Genomic DNA, 26,057 nt, shown 5'->3' on the forward strand with positions numbered 1-26,057 from the left:
CGGTGTCGCCGCTGAGACGCGGCACCGACATGCATACTGCTGTCGATGCCGCTTGCACCTTGGTCTCGACTGATCGTGAGTGCGCGGTGATCGGGTGTCCGTGACGCGGATCTTCCGCGATGGACATGTAGAAACTCCCCAGCCTATGGCTCACATTGTGGTGGACGGGGTCCGACCAGGCCGAGATCCGACAGGACTTGGTGAGCCAGTTCAAAGGGCTGGTTGCGGGGGCCGTGGGGTACGGAGGTGGCGGATTCGAAGCCGCGCTGTGCGGCGAGGGCTCTGGGGCCTACCAGTCCGGTGAGCCGGTAATGCCGCCAGAGGGGAATCGGCCGGCGGGCATCGACCACGATGAGGTCGGGCCGACGCCAGACGACCAGCGCCCAGGCTCCTCTGCCGGAGCCCGAGTCGGCCCAGGCCCCGACGAGGGGCGCATCCTCGGCGGCGCCGACTGCTTCGAGTGCCACCAGCGCGGGGTTGCTGAAGCGGCCGGTGACATGGAGCAGGAGTCGTCCGTTGCGATGTACGTCGCGCCCTTTCTCGGCGAGGGACCATACGGCATCGGCGAGGGGATCGTCCTGGACGACGTCCGACGCGACATCGAGCACGGCGGCTTGGTCGACGGCCGGGCCGAAGGCTGTGTCGAGCAGCGCCGTGTACTCCGCGACGTACGCAGAGTCCACTGCGGGAAGCAGGTGGCCGACTGCCTGGGAGGCTTCGTTGAAGGCGATGGTCTCCGGTGTGATCTCGTAGCGCGGAGCGTGGCTGCGGAGCACGGCGAGGGCGACTGCGGCGAGGCTACCGACCTGGGGCTCGATCCGCTCGGGAAGATCGTTTCGGTTCAGTGCGCGGACGGCCCGGGAGAGCAGCGGGAGCCAGTCGGTGTGTGCCGGAGGCCAAGCGCCAGCCGCGACGGTCCACAGGGTCAGCCGGACGACGAGCATGCGCTCGGGAGGACCCAGGTGGGGAGCGAGGGCGACGAGGCGCTCCACCCAGCGCCGGTATCTACGGCGGACTTCCTGGTCGGCCTGCCGGAGGTCGGGCAGGGTGGCGGTGCCGCTCGCTTCGGCACCGGCTGCCTCGGGGTCGTGCTCTGCTGCCACGGCCTCGGCATCGTCATCGTCGAGGGCGGCTTCGATGTCATCGATGAACCGCTCGTCCCAGGAAACGGGCAGCAGGTCCTGAAAGGGCGTGCTGATGTCGGTGGGCAGGGGGAGCCCCAGCGCGAAGCGCGTGAGCGGATGTCCGACGCGTCCGGCGCATTCGTCCAGATAGCGCTCCCAGCCGTCCTCGTCGCCGTCCAGCGGGGCCGTCGTGACCGCACCGCCAGTGCTGCTGCTTGCGGATACGCCCGCTGGGGTGGGGGTCAGTCCCGTACGGAGGGTTTCCAGGTCGCCCAGGAATCGTTCGGCGAGCCGGGGATCCGCGAACAGGTCGGGAGGCCGTGTCGTGGGGGCCTGGGACTGGGCCGGGGTCATTCGGCGCAGGGCACGGTCAGGGTCGACGACGAACACGATGTTGCCGAAGCTCGGTACGCCGTCGCTGTCGACTACGACCAGGCGCACACGGCTGCCCGCATCGGCCGGAGCCGTCACCGTCAGCGTGGCCTGTCCGGGCGGGATGTCGGCGATGCGCTCCCACGCCTCCGGCGGCGCTGCGGCCTGAGACAACTCCAGGTGAGCGGTGTCGGTGAGAGGCCGGGCCACGCTGATCTCCAGGCCGTCCGGTACGCGTAGGGCCCCGAGCAGCAGCGGCCCACTGCCAGCGATGGGGCGGGGAAGGGGCGGCACTGTGTGCAGCCGGGCGGCGGGCTCGTCGGTGCCGTCCGGAAGGAGGGTGGCCGTGATGGGGGCGATGATGCCGAGTTCGCAGTTGCCGCCGTCGCTCTGGGAAAGCAGCAGGGCCGCAGCGGAGAGGTTCGGGCTGCCGGTCAGGGCCCACCGCTGCCCCTCGGAGGCCCACTCGACGAGTTTCCCGTGGCGGTACCGCTGGTCGTTGTCGCTGATGACGCGTCCGTCGTACTCCTTCACCAGGGCGGCGACCGACGGACCGTCGAGATCGCTGAGTCCGGGCTGGTAGGCGAGGGTGAACTGGCTCGGACGGAAGCGTTCGAGCAGCCGCCGCAGTGCCATCGAGCGCCGGTCGTAGAAGGGCGCGGACACGGCCAGTTCGTCGACAGGCCCCTGCGGCAGCTGATCGATGATCGGGGAACGCAGACTGCTGACGACGCGGACCCGTGGCGCCGTGGGCGTCCTGTCGCGGTGGAGCCGGTCCAGCAGTGCTGCGACCCGACCCAGCGCCTGTGGCACTCCGGCGGAGAACCTCACCTTTTCCGGGAGGCCGCGCAGCCATGCCGACAGCTCCGAAACTGCGGTGGGACTCTGCTCGCCGTCCACCCGCAGAACCGTCCACAGTTCGGCGTTGGCCTGCCAGCCGGCCAGCGTGGTGTTGCCGGAGCCGAGGGCGATGGTGGCGTGCTCCGGTCCGGCGAGGACCATCAGCTTGGGATGGAACGCTGCACCCTGGGCGTAGGCCAGACCGGCGAGGTAGCTGCGGCCAGCCCGCCGGACGGATCGGGGATCGTTGCGGGTCATGGAGACGTCTCCCGCCATCGTGACGCGTGCGCCGGTGGCCTGAGTGACGCCGAGGGCGACCTCCTCGAAGAAGCCGAGATCGGCGGTGAAGCTGAGGAAGAGCGCTTCTTCCAGACCCCGCCCGCCCGTGCGCTCCTCGTCGAGGATGAGAGTCAGAGGCGAGGCGAACGCGGTCGGTGGCTCCACCACTCCCGATGCCGGTGCGGTCTCAGTCAACGAGAGCCCTCCCGCTACTGGTCACCGACCAGTGCTGGTCGTGGTAGCGCAGTACCCCACAGGTGGCCAGGACGGTCCCGAGCTGGTCCAGCCGTAGCCCGACATCACCGCGCCCCTCCTGGCTCGTCCGGTACAGCAGCCCGCCCCGTTCGTGCAGCCGGGTTGGTAACCACAGCGTGCCGTCAGCACGTCGGCGGGCCTTGGCCAGCGCGATCCTCTGCGACCGCGCTACCAGGTCATAGGTGAGTCGGCGGGCGACATCGCGCAGTTTCATGGGCCGGGCTTCGTCAAGCCGCCGCTGGACCCATTCCGGGCCGAGTTCGACACCGCGTTGGCCGAGGAACGCGTCCCGGGCCCGACCGGTGAGTTCGTCCACCCGACGGGCACTGGCGGCGAGCACTCGCAACTCGGCGACAGGCAAGGGATCACCCGCCGACCGCAGGTCGTGCTCGGCGGGCAACGGCGCTCCGGTCGTGCTCTGCGTCGCGGGAAGGGAGGACAGGAAGGCGTCCACCGTCATGTCGGGAAGCTCCGCGGCGAAGCGGTCGGCCACTTCCTCGATCGGCACCAGCCCGTCGACCTGCTCCACGAGCCAGGACCACAGGCGGCGCCACGCTCCGACGGAGTAGTTCCGCAGCACCACTCCGCGCCAGGCCCCGGCCGCGTCGATGCCGCTGGTCACGGGATCGGTGGTCAGGAAGTCACCGAAAGCGAGCACATGGCCGATGTCGCGGGTGAAATATCGGACGGGATGTGTGGCGACCACACGAGTCAGAAGCTGAATCGTCTGTCGCCGTGTTGCCGAGCGGGAGCCTGCTTCGGCCGGTGCACCGGGCTCGCACATGAGGTTCGCCAGCCACGCCCCGTCAGGATGCTCCCCGCCCACGCACACGCAGAGCCGGTCCCCGAAAGGGGCGAGATCATCCACGTTCAGCGTGTCCTCGGCAGCCAGATCGAGCAACCCGCCCAGTCCGGCTCGTAGTGCTGCGGTCTCAAGCCGCGGTCCGGGAACCGGCATGGGCCCTGCACCGAGGATGCCGAGCGCGACCTCGGATCCGGCGTACGGTGCCCAGAACCCCCACGAGTTGCCCACGTACCCGTTCTTGCCCGGGGCCTCGGCTTCGGACATGGTGACCGTCCCGGAGTGCAGCCGCCGGGCAAGGGCATCGACCCCATGAGCACGCGGCAGCCACTCCAGAGCCTGCGGATGGTGCGCGAACGACACGGCGGCCAACGCCACTTCCGCGCGGCGCAGCAGAGTCTGGGCGGCCGGGACCGTCAGGTCTTCCGCATCGGCTTGCGCCGCGACCAGCCCGTGCAGAGCGTAGTAACGCGCGTGCGGGGTCAACGTGGTCACCCCTGGCGCCAGGTGATCGACCATGCGCCCCACATGCCGCTCCACCGAGAGTGGATAACGGCCCGCGGCGACGTCCAGTCCGGGGCGGCTCCAGCCGGGTCCGTCCACGAGGTCCGGTGTCTGCCCCTTGCCGCTGACGGTGACCATGCCCTCGGCCATCTCCCGCTGCCACCCCCTTAGCGCTACCCAGCCGGGAAACTGATCCGTCATTCTGGCGCATCTCTCGGGAGGCAGCGGTACTTCGGATGTGAATCGCCTAGCCGGATGAGACAGCCCGATGGGGTGAATATGCATCCATGTCTGATAACCATCATTATCAAATGAAGGCGCACTCGCGTGACCGGGGTCGGCGTATCGTCTTGTGGCGTCGGCGAGAATCCGCTGCAAGCGGAACCGTGACGCAAGACAAGGCCCGGCCTGAGGGCCGAAGCAGCTGATGTGACGATAGATGAGCGGGGGAGGGATGCGCACCGTGATCACTGGTCTGCCGGACCCGGCACTCCGCTCCCCCAGGCCGCTACCTCTCCTGGTATCGATGTCCGATATCGCGACGTTCGCCCGAGTGAAGCGCCCTGTCGTGTCCACCTGGCGCCGACGCCACCCGGACTTCCCAGCAGCGGTGTCCGAGAACTCGGGACGCCCCCTGTTCGACGGCGCACAGGTGACGGGCTGGCTGATCGCCTCCGGCCTGGGCAACGCCGCCCCGCAGGAGCTCCGATCCGAGCTGGCCCTTTTCGGCATCATCGCGCTGCGGGACCGCTTCACGCCGTGGCAGCTGGTCGAGACGCTGGGCAGCCTCCTGTGCCTACGCCGGCTCGGCGGCCGGCCACTGGCCGACGACGGCGCGAACGCCTCCCCAATCTCCCCGCCCGACGCCGAAGCGGACGAGGCCCTCTGGTCCGCGCTGCTGCGCCGAGCCGAACGGATCGACGCCGAGGACGATTTCGTACTCCGCGAGCTTCGCTCGATCGACGCCACGGCGGCCCCGCTCGCCCGCCTCGCCGAGGACCTGGTCGAATCCGCCTACGACGAGCGCGGCGCGTACGAGTGGCTGCTCGCCGCCCGCTCCCGGCTCGGACTGGACTCCCTCGCTGCCGACGCGGTCGCCCCGGAGCTGCGGAGTCTGCTCACCCAGCTCACCGACCTCCGTGTCCGTCTTGAGCGAGGCGAGTCCCTCACCCTCGCCGACCCGCACGCCCGCGCCGGCGACCTGCTCGCCGCGCTCCTCGACGACACGGAGGACCGCGATCGCGTCACCGTCCTCGCCGCCGACCTCGACGACCGGCTCACCCGCATCACCCGCCGCCGCTTCCTGCTGGCGGGCGTAAGCGAACTCGACCTGGACGTGCAAACCGGCTCCGACCTGGAGGAACGCTTCGCGGACCCGGACATCGTCGTCACCCAGCTCCCATACCGCCCGGGCGAGGACCGCTCGGTACTCGCCGCCCTGACGGAGCTCGAACGCGTCGCCTACCTCCTCCGCCCCGGCTGCACGGCACTCGTCCTCGGACCGGCCGACGCGCTCGTCGATGAACTGAAGAGCACCGAGGCCGCCCAGCTCCGCTCGGCCCTCCTCCGCGAGAACTTCGTCGAGTCGGTCATCGCGCTTCCCGGCGGGGTCCTTCCCTTCCGCCCCGGCTACCGTCCCGCGCTGTGGACGCTCAAACGCGGTCCCGTCCGGGAGGCGGAGGGCTTGGTCTTACTGGCCGACATCAGCTCGGAACAGCTCACGCCGGGTGTGCGCATGCGGCTCGCCGAGGACGTCCTCCTCTGGCGGGCGGAAGGCTTCCGAGGACTCGACGGTCACGACCCGCGCTACGGCCGTGTGGTCCCCATCGCCGACCTAGACCGGGCCTTCGGCGGTCCCCTAACCCCGCCCGCGCCGCCCGCCTCCGCCATCTGGTCCGACAAGGTCACCGAACGCCCCGCCCTGATCGCCGAGGCCGAGGCCCGCCTGGAGCGCGCGACGGCGGACACCCGCATGTACGAGGACGAGCGAGGCCCTTACCGAGGGGCCGTAATGCGCAGGGTCGGTCGCCTGCCCAAGCGCACCACCCTCGGCAAGCTGATCACCGCACGCAGGGTGACACGGCTCCCCGGCCACCGTATCGACGAGAAGCACCTCACCCTGGAGGGCCACCACACCGTCCTGGGCCCCGAGGAAATCACCGGCGAACGACCTGCGGGCGATCGCCGCATCGACCGCCTGCTGCTGGCGACAGCGTACGAACGGGCGGCGCTCACCGAGCCCGGTGACGTCGTCTACACCCTCGCGCCCCGTCTCGGCGTGTACGTCGACCACGACGGCTTCTCGGTCGTCGCGTTCCCGGCCCGCGTGCTCCGCGTCAACGCCGACGCCACCCGGCCGCTCACCCCCCGGGTCCTCGCGGCCCTGCTCGGCGCGGCCCGTGGCACCGCCCGCAGCCCCAGCGCGGTACGCCCTTCCCGCCGTATCGAGGACTACCAGCTCCCCGACCTCGACCCGGACGAGGTCCTACGCTTCGACGCCCTGCTGGCCGAGACCGAACGCAGGGAACGCCTGCTGCGAGCCCAGGGCGACGCCCTCGCCGAGGCCCGCCGCCTTACGATCGCGGGCCTGGCCGACGGCACCCTCACCCTCGGTGAAGCCCGAACCAACAACCGTACGTAGCCGAATCCACCGTATGTGACCCACCCACCGACAAGTCGGAAGAAGGAACGATGCCTCCCCGCAAGCGAGCCGCGGCAGCCGCCGGACAGGGCGAACTGCTCAGTGTCTCCAGCACCAAGGAGATCCAGGACATCCTGTGGAAGGCCGCGGACAAGCTCCGCGGCTCCATGGACGCCGCCCAGTACAAGGAGTTCGTACTCGGCCTGGTCTTCCTGAAGTACGTCTCCGACGCCTTCACCGAACGCCGCGAGGAGTTGGCCGCCGATCCCGAGCTGGCTCAGATCCCCGAGCACCGGCGGGCGGCCTTCCTTGAGGAGAAGGACGAGTACACGGAGAAGAACGTCTTCTGGGTGCCCCCGACGGCGCGCTGGGACCACATCTCCGAGAACGCGGCCAGCGCGGAGGGCGGCGTCGGCAAGCTCCTCGACGAGGCCATGGACGAGGTGATGAAGGCCAACAAGACCCTCACCGGCGTCCTTCCGAAGATCTTCAACCGCGACAACGTAGACCAAAAGCGTCTGAAGGAACTCGTCGACCTCATCAGCGACGCACGTTTCACGGGGCATGGCGACCGTCCCGCGCAGGACGTCCTGGGCGAGACGTACGAGTACTTCCTGGAGAAGTTCGCCCGTGCCGAGGGCAAGCGGGCAGGCGAGTTTTACACGCCGGCGAGCGTGGTCCGCCTGATCGTCGAGGTGCTGGAGCCGTACGAGGGGCGGGTGTACGACCCGGCGTGCGGCTCGGGCGGCATGTTCGTGCAGAGCGGCAAGTTCGTGGCGCGGCGGCGCGGCAAGGACCACACGCACGACATCGCCGTGTACGGCCAGGAGGCCAACGAGCGCACGTGGCGCCTTGCCAAGATGAACCTCGCCATCCACGGCATGGACCCGAAGGGCGTCGGCGATCGCTGGGCGGACACGTTCGCGGACGACAAGTTGCCTGATTTGAAGGCTGACTTCGTGATGGCCAACCCGCCCTTCAACATGTCGGACTGGGCGAGGAAGTCGGATGACCGGCGGTGGCGGTACGGCACTCCGCCTCAGTCGAACGCCAACTACGCGTGGCTCCAGCACATTGTCTCCAAGCTGGGGGACAGGGGCAGCGCGGGTATCGTCCTGGCCAACGGGTCGATGTCGTCGAAGCAGTCGGGCGAGGGAGAGATCCGCGCAGCGATGGTCGAGGCGGACCTGGTGTCCTGCATGATCGCGCTTCCGGGCAATCTGTTCCGCACGACGGCGATCCCGGCGTGCCTGTGGTTCCTGACGAAGGACAAGTCTCCGCAGGGCGCGAAGGCGCTAGAGGACCGGCGGAGCCGGGTCCTGTTCATCGACGCGCGCTCGATGGGCACGATGATCGATCGCACGGAGCGCGTCCTCACGGAGGACGACCTGGAGAAGATCTCTGACACGTATCACGCATGGCGGGGCACGAGATCGGCGAGGGACAAGGGCCTTACATACGACGACGTTCCGGGCTACTGCTACAGCGCGACGATCGAGGAGATCGAGAAGCACGGTTACGTGCTGACTCCGGGGCGGTATGTGGGGGCTGCGGAGGTCGAGGAGGACCCGGACGCTGAGCCGATGGAGGAGAGGATCGCTCGGCTGACCAAAGAACTGTTCGAGCAATTGGATGAGTCGGCCGGGTTGGACGCGGTAGTGCGGGAGCAGTTGGGGAGGATCGGTGGCTGACTGGCGTAGCGTCAAGATCGAGGATCTCGCTGCCCCTGGTAAGAACTCTCTGGCTACAGGTCCCTTTGGATCAGCGATTGGTTCCCGATTCTTCCGAGAAGAGGGTGTTCCTGTCATTCGAGGGAGCAATCTGAGTCTCAAGGTGGGAGACCGACTGCTTGACGATGAGATCGTCTTCGTGGATGAATCCAAGGCTGACGAATTCTCGCGTAGCGTGGCCCGCCAAGGAGATCTGGTATTTACATGCTGGGGCACTGTTGGCCAAATTGGGCTGGTGGACAGCCGTGCCCGGTTCGACCGCTACATCGTCTCTAACAAACAGATGAAGCTTACTCCGGATCCAAAACACACTGATTCGCTTTTTCTGTACTATGCCCTATCGTCTCCAGAGGCTGTGGCTCAAGTGCAGGGAGTGGCTATTGGTAGCTCGGTGCCAGGGTTCAACCTGACTCAACTTCGCCAGGTGGTAATTTCCTGTCCGCCACTCTACGAACAGAAGGCCATCGCTGAAGCGCTCGGGGCGCTAGATGACAAGATCGTGGGCAATGAGCGCATCGCGACTGTGGCTATTGAGCTTGCAGACGCTCATTATGCTCGTGCCGTCCGAGAGTTGGATTTCGGGCCCGAGACGTTCGCTTCGACAGCGACCGTTGCCGGCGGAGGGACGCCCAGTACGAAGGTAGAGGGTTACTGGGGTGGGGAGATCGCTTGGAGCACTCCAACAGACGTAACCGCTCTGACTGCGCCGTATCTCTTTGAAACCGGCAGGACCATCACGGCCAAGGGGCTGGAGAACTGTGCATCACAGCTTTATCCAGCGCAGTCCATCCTCATGACTTCTCGGGCAACCATTGGGGCTTTTGCTCTGCCGCAGATGCCTGCTGCGGTAAACCAGGGATTCATCGTTGTGCTGCCGCCAACCGAGGAGCTGCGATGGTGGCTGTTTCATGAAATGCGCTCGCGCGTGGAAGAAATGATCAGCCTGGCTAACGGGTCGACCTTCCTTGAGCTGAGTCGCAAGAATTTTAAGGCCATGCCGATCCGCCTGGCGAGTGATCAGAACATTGCCGAGTTTGCGCGGGCTGTTTCACCGCTGCATCGCAGGGCTGCTCAAGCCGCGGCCGAATCGCGCACCCTGGCCACCCTCCGCGACACCCTCCTCCCCCAACTGATGTCCGGCAAGCTCCGAGTTCGCGACGCCGAGAAGATCGTGGAGGACGCCGTATGACCACGGAAAGCGGCAGCGAGTCAACTCACATCCCCGCCCACCTCGACGCCAAAATGACCGAGTCCACCTGGGAGCACCTCGCCCTCGACGAACTCGCCCAACTCGCCTGGGAAACCAAGCCTGGCAAGGACCTGGCCCCCGGCACCGGCCACCGCCGAGACTGGGACGACCTGATCCTCCATGACGAGCTCCAGGCAGCCATCGAGAAGCTGAACCCGGAGCTGACCTCAACCGCCGTCCACGAAGCCCTCCGAATCGCCACCGACCCTGCCTCCCGCGAGGCGTACCCGGAGAACAAGCAGGCCCACGAGTTCCTGACCACCGGCATTCGCCTCACCTACACCGACGAGTTCGGCGCTGAGCAGACCCCCACCGTCCGCCTCGTCGACTTCACGGACCCCGACGCGAACAGCTACCTCACCGTCAACCAGGTCACCGTCAGGGACACCGACGGCAGTCACCGCCGCTTCGACATCGTCCTGTACGTCAACGGCCTGCCCCTCGCCGTCATCGAGCTGAAGAGCGCCTCCGACGAGAACGCGACCCTCAAGTCGGCTCACGCCCAACTCCAGACGTACGTCTCGGAGTTCCCGATCGCGTTCCGCTACAACGTCCTCTGTCTGGTCTCGGACGGCATAACCGCCAAGTACGGCACAGCGTTCACGCCGTACGAGCACTTCGCCCCCTGGAACGTCGACCACGAGGGCGAGCGCGTCGACACCAACGAGCCCGGCTACGACGGCCTCGACGCACTGAACCTGGCCCTGCACGGCCTGTTCACGCAGGACCGGTTTCTCTCTCTCACCCGCAACTTCGTCAACTTCCCCCCGCCCAAGCCGGGCGAGCCCCTCTCCGGCAAGCGCATCGCGAAGCCGCACCAGTACTTCGCGGTGAACAAGGCGGTGGACGCTGTGGTCGAGGCGTCGCGGACGAACGGCCAAGCCGGCGTCGTCTGGCACACGCAAGGCGCGGGAAAGTCGGAGGAGATGGTGGAGACGGCGGCGCTCGTCGCCCGCCACCCGGCCCTCAACAACCCCACCATCGTCGTCATCACCGACCGCAACGACCTCGACGACCAGCTCTACGACACCTTCCTCGACAGCGAGACCCTGCTCGGGCAGAAGGCTCACCAGATCGACACGCGGGAAGAGCTGCGCACCGAGCTGACGCGGCGCAACGTCGGCGGGATCGTCTTCACCACCCTCCAGAAGTTCGGCCTGAGCAAGGAGGAGAAGGACGCCGGCAAGTCCCACCCCCTCCTCTCCGAGCGCCGCAACATCCTGGTGATCGTCGACGAGGCCCACCGCTCGCACTACGACAGCCTCGACGGCTACGCCCGTCACCTGCGCGACGCCCTGCCGTACGCCACCCTGCTCGCCTTCACCGGTACGCCGATCTCGAAGGCCGAGGCTGACACCCGTGCCGTCTTCGGCGAGTACATCGACATCTACGACCTGAAGCGCGCCGTAGACGACGGGGCCACGGTCCGCGTCTTCCACGAGCCGCGTGTCATCAAGGTCGACCTGCCCAAGGGTGTCGACCCGAACACTCTCGACGAGCAGGCCAACACGCTCACCGAGGGCATGGACGACGCCGAACGCCGCCGCGCCATCCAGTACGCCACGACGATGAACACCATCTACGGCTCCGAGGACCGCATAGCGAAGCTCGCCGACGACCTGATCGCCCACTGGGAGCAGCGCCGCGAGCTGGTCAAGCCCGACATCGGCGCCCCCGGCAAGGCGATGATCGTGTGCGCGACCCGCGAGATCTGCGTACGGGTCTTCGACGCGCTGGCCGAGCGGCGGCCCGGCTGGGTCAGCGACGAGGTCGACAAGGGCGTCATGAAGATCGTCTTCCACGGCGACCGCTCCGACCCCGAGCACATGCGCAAGCACTCGCTGCGCAAGTCCCAGCAGAAGGTCGTCCAGAAGCGCGCCAAGGACCCCGACGACGAGCTGGAACTGCTCATCGTCCATTCCATGCTGCTCACCGGCTACGACGCCCCGCCCATCCACACCCTGTACATGGACCGCCCGATGCAGGGTGCCAACCTGATGCAGGCGCTCGCCCGCGTCAACCGCCGTTTCCGCGGCAAGCAGGACGGCCTGCTCGTCGGCTACGCGCCGCTCACCGACAACCTCACCAAGGCCCTGCGCGAGTACTCAGACCAGGACCGCGAGGACCAGACCCTCGGCGCGGACATCGAACGGGCCGTCACCGAGGTCAAGAACGAGCTGGCCACCATCAAGGGGCTGCTGGCCGGGAGCCGTTGGAAGGAATGGCTTGCCGACACGAGCCGGCCCGACACCCGCAAGCGCGCGCTGCGCCTGACCGCCGACTTCCTGCGCGACCCGAAGAACCCGGGCAACAAGGTCGAGCCCCCCGCCAAGCCACTCTCCGTCCGCTTCAAGGACAGCGCGGCCCGGCTGGACCGTTTCTACCGTGTCTGTGCGATGAGCAAGGAGATCGCCGAGCGCTGCGAGGACCTGGACGACTGGCGTCGGGACATCTCGTTCTTCAGCGAGGTCCGGGCCTGGATGATCAAGCTCGACGCCGCCCAGCGCGAGGCGAGCGGGGAGCCGCTCAGCGCCGAGGTCCAGCGTTACCTGCAGGCCCTCGCGGCCTCGGTCGTCGACGCCGACGAGATCACCGACCTGTATGCGGAGGCCGGAATCGGCCGGCTGGACATCACCCGCCTCAACGAGGCGCAACTGCGCAATCTGGAGAACTCGGAGACCCCGCACCTGGTCACCGAGGCCCTGCGCCGCATGATCCAGCAGAAGATGCGCGAGGTGACCAAGCACAACGTCGTCCGCAACGAGAGCTTCACCGAGCGCCTGAACGACCTGATGAAGCGGTACATGCTCCAGCAGCTCACCAGCGCCCAGGTCATCGCCGAACTCGCCGCCCTGGCGCGGGAGGTGTCGGCGGAGGCCCGCCGCGGCGAGCGGTTCGACCCGCCGCTGACCCACGCCGAGCTGGCTTTCTACGACGCCGTAGCGCACCGTGACATGGCCGAGGTGGTGGAAGGCGGCGATGACACCCTCGCCAAGATCGCCCGTGCCCTAGTCAAGGACATCCAGAAGAACCTCTCCGTCGACTGGCTCTCCCGTGAGCCCGTCCGTGCGAAGCTCCGTACCCGCATCCGCCGCGTGCTGGCGATGTTCGACTATCCGCCGGAAGAGGAGCGCGAGGCGATCGACCTGGTCCTCAAGCAGATGGAGATCGTGGCCGCCCTGTGGGCGCCCGCTGCGAAGTAGCAACGCATGCGGGAGGGCGCCACCAGGGGCGCCTGCCCGGTCACGGCCACGTGCGCTCAACCCGGTCGTGCCGCACGGCGTAGGCCGCCGGGCCGCCCTTCTCGACGGCCCGGTGGATGGCGTCACGACGTGCGACGAGACGCTCGACCATCTCAGGGCTTCGAAGCTGCTGGTTGTCCAGGTAGAACAGCACCGCCTCGCGCTCCAGGACGGGCTGGATCTCAAGATCCCGGGTCTTGATCCGCCCGTCCTTCGACAGCGGGACCCAGGACCGGTCGAGACCGTAAGTGATCCACTCCTCGTCCGGAACGTCCTGCCCGTCGTCAGGAAAGACGTCCCCGATGCGGTGAACCGTCCACCCGCAGGCTCTCAGTCCTTCCGCGACACGGCGACCGAGGTTCCGGTCGAGGAAGAACTCAGGCGGCAAGGTGCACCACGGCCCGGCAGAGCGCGTCCACCTGTGCAGGCGTCATGTCGTAGTCGTACGCGATGTCCTCGACGGTCTCCCCGGCCTCCCACAGGTCGGTGATGGCCTGGACCGTGACGCGGTTGGCGGCCACCACGGGGAGACCGTGGCCGAACCTCGGATCGATCACGACGGGGACGGAGTCCGGGTACTGCCTCAGCCGCAGGCTGGAGGGGAAGTCGTCGCCCGGCTCCCAGGTGAGGTATCGGAGATAGTCGGAGACCACTTCGTGGATGGGGACCTGGCCGTCGCGGGCTCTGCGGAGGTCTCCCCAACCGTGCTCGATGAAGATGTCCACGCCGTCCGTGGCGATCCGCTTCGACACGAGGCCATAGGGGGTGTCGAAGGCGTCCCGTACGGCGGCGGCGGCCTCCCTGATCTCGCTCATGCGAAGCCCAAGGGAACGCAGAGAACGAAGGACGTGTGCCTCGGCCACCGCGATGAACGGCACCGAAGGCTGCCCCCTCCGTACCGGCTCGACCTGGTGGACCAGTGGCGCTCCGGCGGCCTTTCCCTTCAGCCACGAGGTCATGGTCGACTGCGGAATCTCAAGGTAGGAGGCGGTCTCTGCGGGCGTCAGCAGCCCGTCGTTGAACCTGTCGACCATGCCCCACCTCCTCTTGGCACCGGATTTCGCATCGTGCCACATCAAGCCTCCCACCTGCAGGTGGACCGCACACCCAGTCATCAGCTCAGTCAGCCGCAGTGAGTCGGTCTTTGGCTTGGCAGTCCCGGCAGCGCGTGGCTCATTTTTGAGCGGAATTCTCGATAACCAGGGTTATCACTGAAATCTTGGATTCAATAACTTCTCCGCCTCTACCGTCGGTTCTGTCACACCGGGCTCGCGCAAAGCGAGAGACTCACTCCTCTCGCCCACCGCACGAGCCCGGCCCCGGAACCGACCACGGAGGGCGGAGAGCACCATGACGGAACACCCCGCACAGAACGAGCCGAACGCATCCGATCATCAGGTCGATCACCGCCGAGGCTCCTCCTCGACGCTCTCCCGCCTGACCGCCCGCCTCGAAAGCTCGGCGCTCGCCGAGGCACCCCGGGAACTCCTGCGAGAGGCACTGAGCGCCACCGCGACGGAGTCCTCCGGCACCCCCGCCGCTCCGCACCCGGACCAGCGGGTGTTCCTCGACTCCATCAGCGTCAACGGCTTTCGCGGCATCGGCCGCAAGGCGCGTCTGCCGCTGACCGCGAAGCCCGGCGTCACCCTCGTCGTGGGACGTAACGGCTCGGGGAAGTCCAGCTTCGCCGAGGGCGCCGAGACGGCGCTCACGGGCCGGACCGCCCGCCTGGACAAGCAGCGGGGCGAGGTGTGGCGCCGGCACTGGCGCAACCTGCACGACGGTGCCGACCCGAAGGTCGAGGTCCGCCTCGCCATCGCGGGTGACCCCCGGCTGTCCACTCTGACGTGCACCTGGCCCGGCGACGATGTCACCGCCCCCGAGGTCGAGTTCAGACGGCCGGGCCATGGCCGTCGGCCCTTCGTCGGCGTCGGTTGGGAGCGGGCTCTGAACGACTACAGCCCCTTTCTGTCGTACGCGGATCTCGACAAGGTCCTCAACGGCAGGCCCAGCGAACAGTACGACTCGGTCGCCGCCATCCTCGGACTCCGCGAACTGACCGACGCGGACGAGCGGCTCCAGGGCATCGAGAAGGCGCTCGACTCCGCGCTGAAGCAGGCCGAGGCTGAACGGCCCGTACTCGCCGAGGCGTTGTCCGTGCTGGACGACCCGCGGGCGGTACGCGCGCTCGCGGTCGTCGGCAAGGCGGGCGACCCCGACTTCGTCGAGCTCGATGCCCTCGTGACCTCGCTGCCCGACGCGGACGAGGGTCGTCTCCGGGAACTGCGGACGACCGCCGCCCTGGCCGGACCGGACCTCGGCGTGGTCGGCGCGGCCGTGGACCGGCTGCGCGAGGCCGTCGCCGTACTCGACGACGTACGCGCCTCGGGCGCCGAGGACGCCCACCAGCGCGCGGAACTGCTGGCCAAGGCCCTGGAGCACAGCCGTCGGTACGAGGGCGAGGACACCTGCCCGGTGTGCGGGTCCGACCGGGCGCTCGACGAGGCGTGGGCCGAGCGGGCAGCCGAGCAGGTGGCGACCCTGCGACGGGAGGCCGCGACCGCGCGGGAGGCCCGCACCGGGCTGCGGGACGCGGTGGACGCTGTCCGCTACCTCGTCACGCCGGTCCCTGCGTGGCTGCCCGCCCCGCTTGTGGACCCGTGGGAGGAGTGGCAGGCGTGCCGGGCGATCGACGACGCCGAGCGGCTCGCCGCCCGCGCCGAGACTGCCGCGCTCGTCCTCGCCGACGCCTGCGCCGCGCTGCGCGAGGAGGCGCTGCGGGAGCTGGAGAAGCTCGATGAGGAGTGGCGTTCCTGTGTCACCCGCCTCGCTGGCTGGCTCGACCGGGCCCGGCCCGCGTACGCCGGCAGGCCCCGGCTGTGCCAGGTCAGGGCGGCCCGTAAGTGGCTGAAGGAGGCGCGTGCCGAGCTGCGCGAGGAGCGGCTGCGGCCGTTCGAGGACCACTCGCAGCGGATCTGGGAGGAGCTGCGCCAGCAGAGCTACGTGGACCTGCGTTCCGTGCGCCTGACCGGCAGTGAGAAGGCCACCGTGCGCAAGCTGGTGATGGACGTGTCCGTCGACGGCACCGAGGCGGCGGCCCTCGGCGTGATGAGCCAGGGCGAACTGCACTCCCTCGCGCTCTCGCTCTTCCTGCCGCGTGCCGCCGCGCCGGACAGTCCCTTCGGGTTCGTCGTCATCGACGACCCGGTGCAGTCCATGGATCCCGCCAAGGTCCACGGCCTCGCGAAGGTGCTGCACGACCTCGGGGAGACCCGGCAGGTCGTGGTCTTCACTCACGACACGCGACTCCAGCGGGCCTTCACCAACCAGGAACTCCCGGTGACCGTACTGGAGGTGGAGCGGGCGGGCAGGTCCGTGGTGTCCGTGAACCGGGTGACCGATCCGGTCGGTCAGGCACTGGCCGACGCACGCGCTCTCATCCGCACGCGAAACCTCCCGCCGGTCGCGATGACCCATGTGCTGCCCAGCCTCTGCCGCGCCGTCCTGGAACGGGCCTTCTCCGAGGCCGCGTGGCTGCGGCTGCACCGGGCGGGGGTGGCCGAACACGAGGCGGAGAAGGCCGTCGCGGGGGCCGTCACGCTGATGGACATCGCCGCCCTGGGGCTCTTCGGAGACCCGACGAAGAGGGCCAGTGACGTCTACTGCGAGCTGCGCAGGCGGTGCGGCTCCAAGGCGGTGGACGTTGTCCGGCAGTGCCAGGAGGGCGCCCACCCGTCGGGCACCTCGATGCCGGACCCCCAGCGGTTCGTGGACGACGTCAAGGCCGTCGCCCTGACGGTACGCAAGCCCGAGGAGGGGCCGTGAACCAGACGATTCGCCAGCTGCTCGACACCGCTGACCTGCTGCTCACGGACACCGACGAGCCCGCCACGTCCACTGCCGCCACGGCGAGCCGGTGTCGAGGTGCAGCCTTCGCCCTCCGGGTCGCGCTGGAGAGCGCGGTCGCCGACCGCCTCACCGCCCACCGGGCGCCTCGCGCGATCCGGGAGGGCACCCAGCGGGCCGCGTTCCTCTGGCTCCGCGGTTGCGCCGAAGCAGGAGCGGCCCGCCGCGCGAAGGCCGTGTGGAGCCAGCTCTGCCTGGGATGCCACTACCACCAGTACGAGATCGGTCCCACGGAGGACCAGGTCCGCGCGTGGCACACCGAAGTCGCGGCGCTCGTCGCCCTGTTGGCCCACTGATCCGCATTGGCCCCAGGAGAGGCACTGCCGGGAGGAGACACGCATGAGAACGAAACCACGAGGGCGGTTATCGCCGCCGTCCACAAAGAGCGGAACGAGGAACAGCACCATGACGGCCCGTACGTCCAAGCGAACCCTGTACCGACTCAGGGGTGTGCCTCCCACTGCCGACGCGATGTTCGACGCCCTGGACGCGGACCAGTTGGAAAGGGTCCACGCGGACTTCGACGTCCCCGAGAACCTCGGTGTACCGGCGGTCCTGGTCACCGGCAGTTTCGAGCAGCCCGTGGCGAGCTGGTGCGACGAGATCTTCCGTACGACGGGTATCGAGGTGTCACGTCCCGTCAACCGCTCGGCCGGCCTGCTGATGCTGGCCGTCGACGGTGAGGTGTACGCGATCGGCTACGACCAGGGCTTCCGCCTGGTGCCCGACCGTCTGAAGGACCATCGCTTCGGGCTGAGTTTCGCGTCCCGCCGGGTGGACCCCGCGAAGATCCGGGACCTGGTGTCGCACACCCCGGGCGGAGGGCGCACCGACATCACCCTGATCCCGAGCGGGGCCTCGGTGTGGAGCCTGGGCATCGTCGAGCACGCGCAGATCGTACGCCGCCTCGGCGGCCACCTGGACAACATCCCGCTCACCATCTCCCGGGACAACCCGGGAAAGATCTCCAGTGCCGAGGGCGGCACCGGCCTGCGTATGCGGCTCGGCGTGGAGGGCGTCGACCTGATCGCCGACATCCGTGCGATCGCCCGCGTGTTGCGCGAAGAGAAGCCGAGTCCGGAGCTGGAGTTCGTCGAACACGTCGTGCCCGTCGACGATCTCAGCCTTGTCGCCCGTCTGGAGGCCGTCCTCGACGACCTTCTGGGACAGGAGCCCGACGGGAGAATCAGCGTCGCTGTCCCCGCCGACCGTTGGGACGACTACATGGCCGCCAGAGCGTTCAGGGCCAGGATCAACAGCGACGTGGCCGGCCGGTCGACCGACGACTTCGACCTTGAGTACGTCCTCTGCCGAGCGCGCATCCAGCGTGCGGGCCGCCGCGTGGCCGCGCTCCGGGAGGGAACCGTCACCCTCTATCGGCATGGCCGCGCCGACCGGGCCGACGAAATCTGGACGTCCAGCGCGCTCCGGTGGATCGAGGCGGAGGTGTTTCTCGACTCCCGCCGGTTCTTCCTGATGGACGAGCACTGGTACGAGATCGACCAGGAGTATCTGAAGGCGATCCGCTCGCACGCCGAGCGGCTGATCACCGACACCCCGTCCCTCGACTTGCCTCCATGGGTCCTCGGGGAAAAGGAACGCACCTACAACGCGTCCGTGCCGGACCAGCGGCCCGGGTACGTCTGCTTCGACCGCGACAACGTACAGACCTCGATGCACCGCGGGAACGGCGTGGAGATCTGCGACCTGCTGAGCCCGGACGATGTCCTGGTCATGGTGAAGCGAGCCAAGGGCTCCGACGCCCTGAGCCATCTCTTCAGTCAGGCGCTCGTCGCCGTACAGACGCTACGGAACTCCCCGGAGGGCAGGGAACGGTTCGCCGAGAAGGTGGCGGCGGCCCGGCAAGGGCACGGTCTGCCGGAAGACTTCCGGCCTTCGAAGGTCGTCTTCGCGATCCTGCTGAAGGATGGCACCGACCTCACCGCGGACACCCTGTTCCCGTTCTCGCAGGTCACTTTGGTGCAGACGGCGAGGACGCTCGAAACATGGGGCGTCCAGGTCGAGGTCATCGGCATCGCCTCCACTCCGTCCGCCACCACCTCGACTGGGACTCGGCGGTTGGCGGCGTAGCCGCCGCGCACCGTAACGACGTACACCGACGTGGCTGGCGAGCCGTTCCGGATCTCGGGGCCACAGCGATGCCAGCTGTTACGCCAGCGACTTTCGCACCGCGTCGACCAGTGACGTCGCACGCAGGTCGTCGAGGCCCCCGATGATGTTGTTCATCGCATAGCCGAAGGCGATGCCCTGCTCCGGGTCGGCGAAACCAAGTGAGCCGCCTCTGCCTGTGTGACCGAAAGAGTTCGGCCCGATCATGGGGTTGGTCTCGGTAGGCAGCATGTACCCGGAGCTGAACCGGCTCGGGATCAGCATCACCTGGTCCTTCCCACTGGCCTGCTCCTTGGCCGCCGAGGCCAGGGTCTCCGAGGTCAGCAGGCGCACGCCGTCCACCTCGCCGATCAGCGCGGCGTACATGCGCGCCAGTGCGTGTGCGGTGCCGATGCCGTTGGAGGCCGGGAGTTCCGCGGCCTGCACCTCGGGCGAGTCGAAGTCGATCGCGGCGGGGTCGGTGACCGCGTACGCCCGGTTGCTGAGTGACTCCGGATCCCGCCAGGCGGCGACCTGTTCGCGGAGTTCTTCGGGAACCGACTCGGCGGGCACGGTGGTGAGGTCGATGGCCGGTCGCTGGTACACCATGCGGCTGACCCGGTCGCGTTGATCCGCTGGGAGTCCGATGAAGAAGTCGAGCCCGAGGGGGGCGGCGATCTCGTCGGCGAAGAAGCGGCCCGGTGTCCGGCCGGATACCCGGCGGATCACTTCGCCGACGAGCCAGCCCCAGGTCCGGCCGTGGTAGCCGTGCGCCGTGCCCGGAGTCCACTGGGGACGCTGAGCGGCAAGCGCGGCTGCCATCGGGTGCCAGGCCAACGCCTCGTTCAGCGGGACGGGTTGGTCCAGTGTGATCAGGCCAGCCTGGTGGGACAGCAGCCAGCGCACCGGGATGTCCGCCTTGCCGTTCGCGGCGAACTCTGGCCAGTACTTTGCCACCGGCGCGTCCAGGCCCAGCGCACCGCGCTCGGCCAGCATGTGTGCCGCGGTCGCGGTCGCCCCCTTGGTCGCCGAGTAGACGAGTTGCAGCGTGTCTCGTGTCCACGAACGATCGGTCTCGGGGTCGGCGACACCGCCCCACAGGTCCACTACCGGTCGGCCGTACTGGTAGACGCACACCGCCGCGCCGATGTCCCCGTGCTGGGCGAAGTTCGCCGCGAACGCCTCACGCACCGGTTCGAACCCAGCCGCGACCTCACCGTAGATCGTCGTCATGCCGTCCATCCTGGCATTACGACAGCCTGCTCTGAGGGTGCGGGCTCGGCCTCTCAACCCGAGAGGTGACGGTCACGCCGCGACGGGCACGGCCTGAAGCCGCTCGCGGAACTCACGGACAGCGGGGACGGACTTGCGCGGTTCGAGGTGTGCGGAGAACTCCTTCAGGCGGTCCAGAGCCCTTACGGAGCTGACACTGCTCTCCAGGAGTTCGGTGCCGTAGTTCGCGGCGTCAAGCGCCCCGTCCAGGTCGCCGCCGGCGAGCCGGGCTTCGGCCAAGCGGCTGGAGCGTACGGCCTTATCCCGAGGAGCCGCGCTCTTCACCGAAGTCTCCAGGGAACCGGTCGCGCGCTCCACCTGCCCGGACCGCAGCAGGACCTTGCCCTCGGTTGACTTCAGCTGCGCCTCGCCGAACCAGTTGAGCCAGTCCGGGTTTTCCTCCGTCGTGTGGTGCTCCCAGTGGGACAATGCGCGGTTGAGCGCTGTACCGGCATTCGCATGGTCGCCGTCGCGGGACAGCGCCTCGGCCTTGTGCAGGTAGAGGAAGGACTGGGTGTAAGGCGACAGCGTTCGAGGGGCGTTGTCGATGGCAGTGGAGATGAGAGCGACGCGCTCGGCGGTCCGTCCGGCCTCGGAGACGTGAACGCCCATCTCCGCGAGGATGAAGGCGCCGAACGCGTCGTCTCCGGCGGTACGGGCGCTGCGCAGGGCGCCGACGTAGTAGCGCTGGCCGACGGACCGCAGACCGGCGTCGTAGGCCATCCAGCCGGTCAGGTGCGACACCCGGGCGGCCAGGGCGTAGAGGCGGGTTCGGATGCTCTCCGTGTACCTGCCGGTGCTGAGGAGTCCGGTAACGAGGGCGAGATCGCCGCGTGCCTGCTCCAGGAGTGTGGCGCCGCCGAGTTGGTCGTCGAGGGTACGGAGCGTGCTGATGCGCTGCTCGATCGTCGAGACCATCGTGTCCGTGACCTGATCCCCGCCCAGAGCCGAGGCGAAGGCGGACGGCGCGTCCACCCAGCTCGCCGCGAGGCCCGTCAAGGCGGCGCCGGTGATGGTGAGAAAGCCCCGGCGATCCATGCGGCCACTCCCCACGAGTTCGGACAACGCCTCAACGGTACCGGCCTCGGTCCACGGGGCGGTGAGTCCCGTGACCTCCCAGACCGGCAGCCACCGGGGCCAACCTTCCCTCCGGGCCTGCTCGTACGGGACGCGCAGCAGGTCGGCGAGTACGCGCTGGGCGTCCGCGTCCGGCTCCTGCCCCTGCTCCCACTTCCATACGGTGGTCCGGTTGGTCGCGAGCGGGATTCCGAGCGACCGCCCGTGCGCCTGCATGAGCCGGGCGAACTCGGCCTTCCCCCAGCCGTGTGTCTGGCGGAGGAAGCTCAGCGGGTGGACCGCCAACGGCTCACCAGGCATGTCATCACTCCCGTCATCCCCTCAAGGCGTAGTGGGGAGGTTACTTCGCGTGGCCGCGTACGGGGAGGGCGTCCCCATGAGGAACCCCCTAGAAACGTTCCGCCTTGCTCGCTCGGGCCGTTGACTGAGTATCAGCCATCCACGGAGCCCGCGCAGGGCGACCGCTCCCGGAACGGTTCCTCAGATCGGCGGCTCCGCCCTTGTTTCCCCCTCGGGGACGGAGCCGCTCTCCAACCCTTCGGAGGCGTCAGTCATGCCCATGCTCGTCCAACGGTTCGTCCTCGCGGGTGAGGAAAGGGAAGTTTCCCTCGCCCGGCGCACGGTCGTCGACAAGGTGCGTTCGTGGGGCGTGCCGTTGGACGACGACACGGCTGACGCCATCCGTCTTGTCGCCTCCGAGCTCATCAGCAACGCCGTGGTTCATGGGGAGGGGCCCGTCACCGTCACGCTGTACCACCGGCCCGGCCGCCTCGTGATCGACGTCCTCGACGACAATCCCGCAGCTCCACAGATGAGTTGTGCCCAGGCCGACGACGAGAGCGGGCGCGGCCTGGCAATGGTCGAGTTCCTCGCTTCGCGGTGTGCCTGGGAACCCGCCGGTCGTGGGAAGCGCGTATGGGCGGAGGTCGCGCTTCCCACGGTGGCGCCCGCCATCCGAGCCGCTGTTCTGCGCAGATTATTCGCACTACGGCCGAAGCTCGGGAGCGTAGTTGAGCCTGAGTCCCTCACCCTGACGGTCGCGTGATGGGACGGCACGCACTGCGTACGACTCCGCTTCCTGACCCTGATGTCGTCTTCCGTCCTACTCGCCGCGATATCGACCCCGTCACCAGGGAGCCCACTGAGTACGCGCTGTGGGATCGCCACGAATGGCAGGCGCGCGGCGAGTGCTGGCTGTGGTGTGGACGTGACGACGTCGAGGTGACGTGGATCGGACCCGTCCGGTCGAGCGGCATACACGCGGCCCTCTACGCCTGCCGTGCGTGTCTGTATGAGCTGGACCAGCGCGTTCTGGAGACCAGCATGCGCCAGGACGTAGGCGTGCTGCCGATGAATCGCGGACCTGCCCGGTCGCTGGTGTAGGACCGCGGCTCTTCGCGACCCTCAATGACCGCCGCTCCACGGCAACCCCTTCTCTCAATGCTGTGGGGCGGCCACCGACCTCCCGCCGGAGCCCTGGCGGGAGAACCGAAGAGGAAGGAGTACGAGGTGGCAGAGCCCACGACACCGCCTCCGGCCCGTAGCGGCCTCCTGGTGGCGGTGCAAGAGCTGACCGCCGTCCACGACCGGTACGACAGCCTCCGGTCGGACAACCAGGGAAGTTCCGGCGACGCGCCGTGGCCGGGTGGCGACGGCAACCTGCACGACAGCGAGTAGGCACCAAGCGGTGGGGGCCGGCGCGCTCGGCCGTGTCGGCCCCCACCGCGTCCGAATCACGTGGTCGACCCCATGGAGGACGTAACGATGGAACATCGGTTGATCAGCGCCATCGAGACTGCGCTCGGATGGAACGGGGCGGAGGAGCTGGGCAAGGACTTCGTATGCGGGAGCATGGACGACCCCGCACTCGTCTCCCGCATCATGACCCCGAACCGTCTGCTCGACATCGCGATGCGCAGGAGCCTGAACCGCCCGCAGTTCCGGTGCTTCCAGAAGGGCGAGGAGGTCCATCCGGCCATCTACTACACCGACAGCGTCAGCCCTCGGGGCCAGAGCATCCCCATGGCCAACATGCGCAGCCTGGGCAAGATCCTGGGACAAGGCGCGACGGTGATCATGGACCAGGCCAACGTCTTCGATCCGACGATGGAGGTCGCCTGCCGGGCCCTGCAGTGGTGGTCCCACGAGCGAGTCCAGGTCAACGCGTACCTGACGACGAACGACGCCTCCGGCTTCCCCTTGCACTGGGACGACCACGATGTCGTCATCGTCCAACTCGCCGGCGAGAAGGAGTGGGAGGTCCGCGCGACCTCCCGCGCAGTCCCCATGTACCGGGACGCCGACCCCAACAACACCCCGAGCGACGAGATCATCTGGTCCGGCACCATGCGGACCGGTGACGTCATGCACATCCCCCGGGGCCACTGGCACCAGGCGACACGGACCGGCAGCGGCTCCGGCAAGAGCCTGCACGTCACCTTCGGCATCACCAAGCGCACGGGAGCAAGCTGGCTCGCATGGCTGGCCGACTGGTGCCGCGAGCATGAGATCTTCCGCCACGACCTCGACCGCTGGCACGGAACCGGCGGCGAGGCACTGAGCGCGGCTGCCGCCCAGCTTGTCGGTGAACGCTCCCCGGCCGACTTCCTCGCCGCGTACGAGCAAGAGACGACGCTGCCTCGGCACGTGCCCTTCCTCGACATATTCGGGCCGCTCGCCGCCGTGGTGTGCACCACCCACTTCCCGCCCCGCATCGAGGAAAGCGGGGAGACCGTCCACGTCGTGGCCTCCGGGAAGAAGCTCACCCTCACGGCCAAGGCCCTACCCGCACTGCGTCTGCTGCTCAGCGGCCAGCCGGTCGCGCTGGAGCGATCCGCGGCCGTCGTCGGAGCCGAAGTGACTGAGGTCGCCGAGATCCTGGTGGAGGAGGAACTGTGCGCGGTGCTCACCCCCGAGTTGTCCTTGGGCTACACCGATCTCGTCACGAACGCCGTCTCCTGACCGGTGCGTTGGACCTCGGTGTCACCGCACTCGACACCAGCAGCAACTATCTCGGCTTCCGCTCGCATGAGGTCCTGGCGCGGACAGCAGGTGACCTGCTGCCGAAGTTCACGGTCTCCACCAAGGTCGGCTATTTCCCGGGGCCGGACGGGGCGGAGCATTCCCTGGACCCCGTACGTCTGCACGCGGCCGTGGAACAGGCCGCCCAGGACCTCGGGCGGGAGCCGGACCTGGTGTTCCTGCACAACCCGGAGCATTCGCTCCGTGAAGCCGCCCCTCACAACCAGGACGCGCTGATACAGGCGTGCGCCACTCTCGACGCGGCCGTAGCGAAGGGACTCTGCGCCGCCTGGGGCGTCGCGTCCTGGGACCCGTTACCGCTGCTGAGCCTCATCGACATGACCGTACCGAAGCCGACGGTCCTCATGGTCCGCGCCGGTTTGCTGGTCGGAGCCAGAACGCTGGATGCCGCGGATGCCATCACCAAGGCGTGGGGTCTGGAGGGCGCCAAGGTGTGGGGGATGAGCCCTTTCGGGGGCAGTACCAGCACTCCTGTGTGGGACAGGATCGATCCACGCGTCTTCCTCCGGGACGGCAGCCAACTCTCCTGCGTACAGGCGGCGTTCAGAGTCGCCTATCACCTCCCGCGGGTCGGCACCGTCGCCGTGGGCACCGATGAGCCCGCCCATCTCGGCGAACTCGTCGGAACCCTGGCGGGCGGGGTCGACGAGCGGACCGTCCAGGAATATCGGAGTCTCCTCCGAGACCGCTCGCGCGCTCAGCCCGCTTGAAGCTGCTCGATGACCCGCTCAGCCATGCGCCGGGCGGGTTCCAGCCGAGGGTCCTCCGGGTGCGCGTACGGTCCGAGGATCTTCGAACAGGCGAACAACGTCATCAACTTGCCGTCCCGGCTCTCGAAGTCCGACCGGCGCTCGAGCCTTACGCGATCGGCCAGAGCCGGGACCGCAATGGAACTCGCCCACAGGGAGGACGAATCCAGCCCCAGCGGCGCGCTACCCCAGTCCTCCCAGTCGAAGAGGCTGAACGTCGGAGCCGTCATGTTCGCCCAGTTCAGGTCCGCGTGGGCCGGCACCCACCGCTCCACGGTCGTATCGAAGTCACCCGAGAAGACACCGCGGATGGACTCGGTGACGAGGGCCTGGGTGATGGTGACGGTGTCCGGTGTGGCGATCCGCCCGGTGTCCTGTGCCGCCAGAGCGTCCAATGAGGCGTTCAACGCCTCCCACCAGGCGTCCGTCATCTCCGGGGCCTCACTCAAGATGGCGCTTCCGACGGGAGCCCCCGGCAGGAGCCCGGTTTCGTCGGCCCGCCACATCACCGGCTCGTCTGTGTCCCGCCAGACCACACATCCGCGCCACTCAGGCTGGGCGATGCCCTCCAGGCGCGCGGCACTTTCGGTGCCGTTCCATCCCTGATCGGGGATCTTTTCGAGCGAGCGCCGCTCGATCCGCACCCAGGTGTCGCGGATCGTCCTGGCTCCCACAGATCGGCGTTTGCGCACCACGGTGTCCGGGAGCAAGCGCACCTGCAGAGACCGCTCGACACGATCAAGAACCTCGTCAACCTGCTGCACCCGTAGATCAACAGCCTGACCCATGGAGACGGAGAGAGCCATGGAGGCGACCGTAGCAGTGGTGCGGCGGGAGGTGCCCGGCGCCGAGGCACGGGCGGTA

At 68.2% G+C, this 26,057-nt stretch carries 18 protein-coding genes; 11 read left to right on the forward strand and 7 right to left on the reverse strand.

Annotated elements, in window-relative coordinates:
- Window positions 1-143: 143 nt before the first annotated feature.
- Complete coding sequence (locus F9278_RS26925; RefSeq protein WP_152170607.1) at window positions 144-2,810, reverse strand: hypothetical protein; 2,667 nt, start codon at window positions 2,808-2,810, stop codon at window positions 144-146.
- Window positions 2,803-4,326 carry a hypothetical protein gene (locus tag F9278_RS26930; protein WP_152170608.1) on the reverse strand — a complete coding sequence of 508 codons (1,524 nt, stop codon included), beginning with the start codon at window positions 4,324-4,326 and terminating at the stop codon, window positions 2,803-2,805. The genes F9278_RS26925 and F9278_RS26930 overlap by 8 nt, the downstream gene beginning before the upstream one ends.
- A 403-nt stretch (window positions 4,327-4,729) precedes the next feature.
- Here F9278_RS26930 and F9278_RS26935 point away from each other — a divergent pair, with 403 nt between their 5' ends.
- Genes F9278_RS26935 through F9278_RS26950 form a run of 4 tightly spaced genes read left to right on the forward strand, consistent with a single transcriptional unit; the run spans window position 4,730 to window position 12,999 of the window.
- The gene (locus F9278_RS26935) at window positions 4,730-6,817 is read left to right on the forward strand and encodes a hypothetical protein (protein ID WP_226966968.1); all 2,088 of its coding nucleotides are present in this window, start codon (window positions 4,730-4,732) and stop codon (window positions 6,815-6,817) included.
- A 50-nt stretch (window positions 6,818-6,867) separates the two neighbouring features.
- On the forward strand, window positions 6,868-8,508 hold the full coding sequence (locus tag F9278_RS26940; protein ID WP_152170610.1) for a class I SAM-dependent DNA methyltransferase: 1,641 nt from the start codon (window positions 6,868-6,870) through the stop codon (window positions 8,506-8,508).
- The gene (locus F9278_RS26945; protein ID WP_152170611.1) at window positions 8,501-9,736 is read left to right on the forward strand and encodes a restriction endonuclease subunit S; all 1,236 of its coding nucleotides are present in this window, start codon (window positions 8,501-8,503) and stop codon (window positions 9,734-9,736) included. Before F9278_RS26940 ends, F9278_RS26945 begins: the two co-directional genes overlap by 8 nt.
- Complete coding sequence (locus tag F9278_RS26950; RefSeq protein ID WP_152170612.1) at window positions 9,733-12,999, forward strand: type I restriction endonuclease subunit R; 3,267 nt, start codon at window positions 9,733-9,735, stop codon at window positions 12,997-12,999. Before F9278_RS26945 ends, F9278_RS26950 begins: the two co-directional genes overlap by 4 nt.
- A 40-nt stretch (window positions 13,000-13,039) precedes the next feature.
- Here F9278_RS26950 and F9278_RS26955 read toward each other — a convergent pair whose 3' ends face one another.
- Together F9278_RS26955 and F9278_RS26960 are read right to left on the reverse strand one after the other, a co-directional pair.
- Window positions 13,040-13,426 (reverse strand): PIN-like domain-containing protein, encoded by a 387-nt coding sequence (locus F9278_RS26955; RefSeq protein ID WP_152170613.1) that lies wholly within the window; start codon window positions 13,424-13,426, stop codon window positions 13,040-13,042.
- The gene (locus tag F9278_RS26960; protein ID WP_152170614.1) at window positions 13,416-14,072 is read right to left on the reverse strand and encodes a DUF433 domain-containing protein; all 657 of its coding nucleotides are present in this window, start codon (window positions 14,070-14,072) and stop codon (window positions 13,416-13,418) included. The genes F9278_RS26955 and F9278_RS26960 overlap by 11 nt, the downstream gene beginning before the upstream one ends.
- A 316-nt stretch (window positions 14,073-14,388) precedes the next feature.
- Between F9278_RS26960 and F9278_RS26965 the strand changes: the two genes are divergently transcribed.
- The 3 genes from F9278_RS26965 (at window position 14,389) to F9278_RS26975 (ending at window position 19,035) form a co-directional block, all read left to right on the forward strand.
- Entirely contained in the window at window positions 14,389-16,863 is a 2,475-nt protein-coding gene (locus tag F9278_RS26965) for an AAA family ATPase (RefSeq protein WP_152170615.1), read from the forward strand.
- Window positions 16,860-17,240, forward strand: coding sequence for a hypothetical protein (locus F9278_RS26970; RefSeq protein WP_152170616.1), 381 nt, complete (start codon window positions 16,860-16,862; stop codon window positions 17,238-17,240). The genes F9278_RS26965 and F9278_RS26970 overlap by 4 nt, the downstream gene beginning before the upstream one ends.
- 109 nt (window positions 17,241-17,349) lie before the next feature.
- Window positions 17,350-19,035: a TIGR04141 family sporadically distributed protein gene (locus tag F9278_RS26975; RefSeq protein ID WP_226966969.1), complete on the forward strand. Its 1,686-nt coding sequence runs from the start codon at window positions 17,350-17,352 to the stop codon at window positions 19,033-19,035.
- A 78-nt stretch (window positions 19,036-19,113) separates the two neighbouring features.
- Here F9278_RS26975 and F9278_RS26980 read toward each other — a convergent pair whose 3' ends face one another.
- Window positions 19,114-20,286 (reverse strand): serine hydrolase domain-containing protein, encoded by a 1,173-nt coding sequence (locus tag F9278_RS26980; protein ID WP_152170618.1) that lies wholly within the window; start codon window positions 20,284-20,286, stop codon window positions 19,114-19,116.
- Window positions 20,287-20,358: 72 nt separating this feature from the next.
- Complete coding sequence (locus F9278_RS26985; protein WP_152170619.1) at window positions 20,359-21,702, reverse strand: helix-turn-helix domain-containing protein; 1,344 nt, start codon at window positions 21,700-21,702, stop codon at window positions 20,359-20,361.
- Between the two features lie 253 nt (window positions 21,703-21,955).
- Here F9278_RS26985 and F9278_RS47415 point away from each other — a divergent pair, with 253 nt between their 5' ends.
- From F9278_RS47415 to F9278_RS27005, 4 genes are all read left to right on the forward strand, one after another.
- Window positions 21,956-22,447 (forward strand): ATP-binding protein, encoded by a 492-nt coding sequence (locus F9278_RS47415; RefSeq protein WP_152170620.1) that lies wholly within the window; start codon window positions 21,956-21,958, stop codon window positions 22,445-22,447.
- A gap of 464 nt (window positions 22,448-22,911) precedes the next feature.
- Window positions 22,912-23,079: a hypothetical protein gene (locus tag F9278_RS46360; protein WP_167307964.1), complete on the forward strand. Its 168-nt coding sequence runs from the start codon at window positions 22,912-22,914 to the stop codon at window positions 23,077-23,079.
- An 87-nt stretch (window positions 23,080-23,166) separates the two neighbouring features.
- The gene (locus F9278_RS27000) at window positions 23,167-24,363 is read left to right on the forward strand and encodes a JmjC domain-containing protein (RefSeq protein ID WP_152170622.1); all 1,197 of its coding nucleotides are present in this window, start codon (window positions 23,167-23,169) and stop codon (window positions 24,361-24,363) included.
- Entirely contained in the window at window positions 24,297-25,154 is an 858-nt protein-coding gene (locus F9278_RS27005; RefSeq protein WP_152170623.1) for an aldo/keto reductase, read from the forward strand. Before F9278_RS27000 ends, F9278_RS27005 begins: the two co-directional genes overlap by 67 nt.
- On the opposite strand, the gene F9278_RS27010 is transcribed toward F9278_RS27005, so the two are convergent.
- Window positions 25,142-25,999 carry a hypothetical protein gene (locus F9278_RS27010; protein WP_152170624.1) on the reverse strand — a complete coding sequence of 286 codons (858 nt, stop codon included), beginning with the start codon at window positions 25,997-25,999 and terminating at the stop codon, window positions 25,142-25,144. The two genes, F9278_RS27005 and F9278_RS27010, sit on opposite strands and share 13 nt — an antisense overlap.
- Window positions 26,000-26,057 lie beyond the last annotated feature (58 nt).

Source organism: Streptomyces phaeolivaceus (assembly GCF_009184865.1).
Taxonomy (GTDB): Bacteria; Actinomycetota; Actinomycetes; order Streptomycetales; family Streptomycetaceae; genus Streptomyces; species Streptomyces phaeolivaceus.

Bases quoted from the DNA above. Each gene is read 5' to 3' on its own strand.
- F9278_RS26980 (WP_152170618.1), bottom strand. From the start codon at position 20,286: ATGACGACGATCTACGGTGAGGTCGCGGCTGGGTTCGAACCGGTGCGT.
- F9278_RS26960 (WP_152170614.1), bottom strand. From the start codon at position 14,072: ATGGTCGACAGGTTCAACGACGGGCTGCTGACGCCCGCAGAGACCGCC.
- F9278_RS26965 (WP_152170615.1), top strand. From the start codon at position 14,389: ATGACGGAACACCCCGCACAGAACGAGCCGAACGCATCCGATCATCAG.
- F9278_RS27010 (WP_152170624.1), bottom strand. From the start codon at position 25,999: ATGGCTCTCTCCGTCTCCATGGGTCAGGCTGTTGATCTACGGGTGCAG.
- F9278_RS26940 (WP_152170610.1), top strand. From the start codon at position 6,868: ATGCCTCCCCGCAAGCGAGCCGCGGCAGCCGCCGGACAGGGCGAACTG.
- F9278_RS26950 (WP_152170612.1), top strand. From the start codon at position 9,733: ATGACCACGGAAAGCGGCAGCGAGTCAACTCACATCCCCGCCCACCTC.
- F9278_RS26985 (WP_152170619.1), bottom strand. From the start codon at position 21,702: ATGCCTGGTGAGCCGTTGGCGGTCCACCCGCTGAGCTTCCTCCGCCAG.
- F9278_RS26930 (WP_152170608.1), bottom strand. From the start codon at position 4,326: ATGGCCGAGGGCATGGTCACCGTCAGCGGCAAGGGGCAGACACCGGAC.
- F9278_RS26975 (WP_226966969.1), top strand. From the start codon at position 17,350: ATGACGGCCCGTACGTCCAAGCGAACCCTGTACCGACTCAGGGGTGTG.
- F9278_RS47415 (WP_152170620.1), top strand. From the start codon at position 21,956: ATGCCCATGCTCGTCCAACGGTTCGTCCTCGCGGGTGAGGAAAGGGAA.
- F9278_RS27000 (WP_152170622.1), top strand. From the start codon at position 23,167: ATGGAACATCGGTTGATCAGCGCCATCGAGACTGCGCTCGGATGGAAC.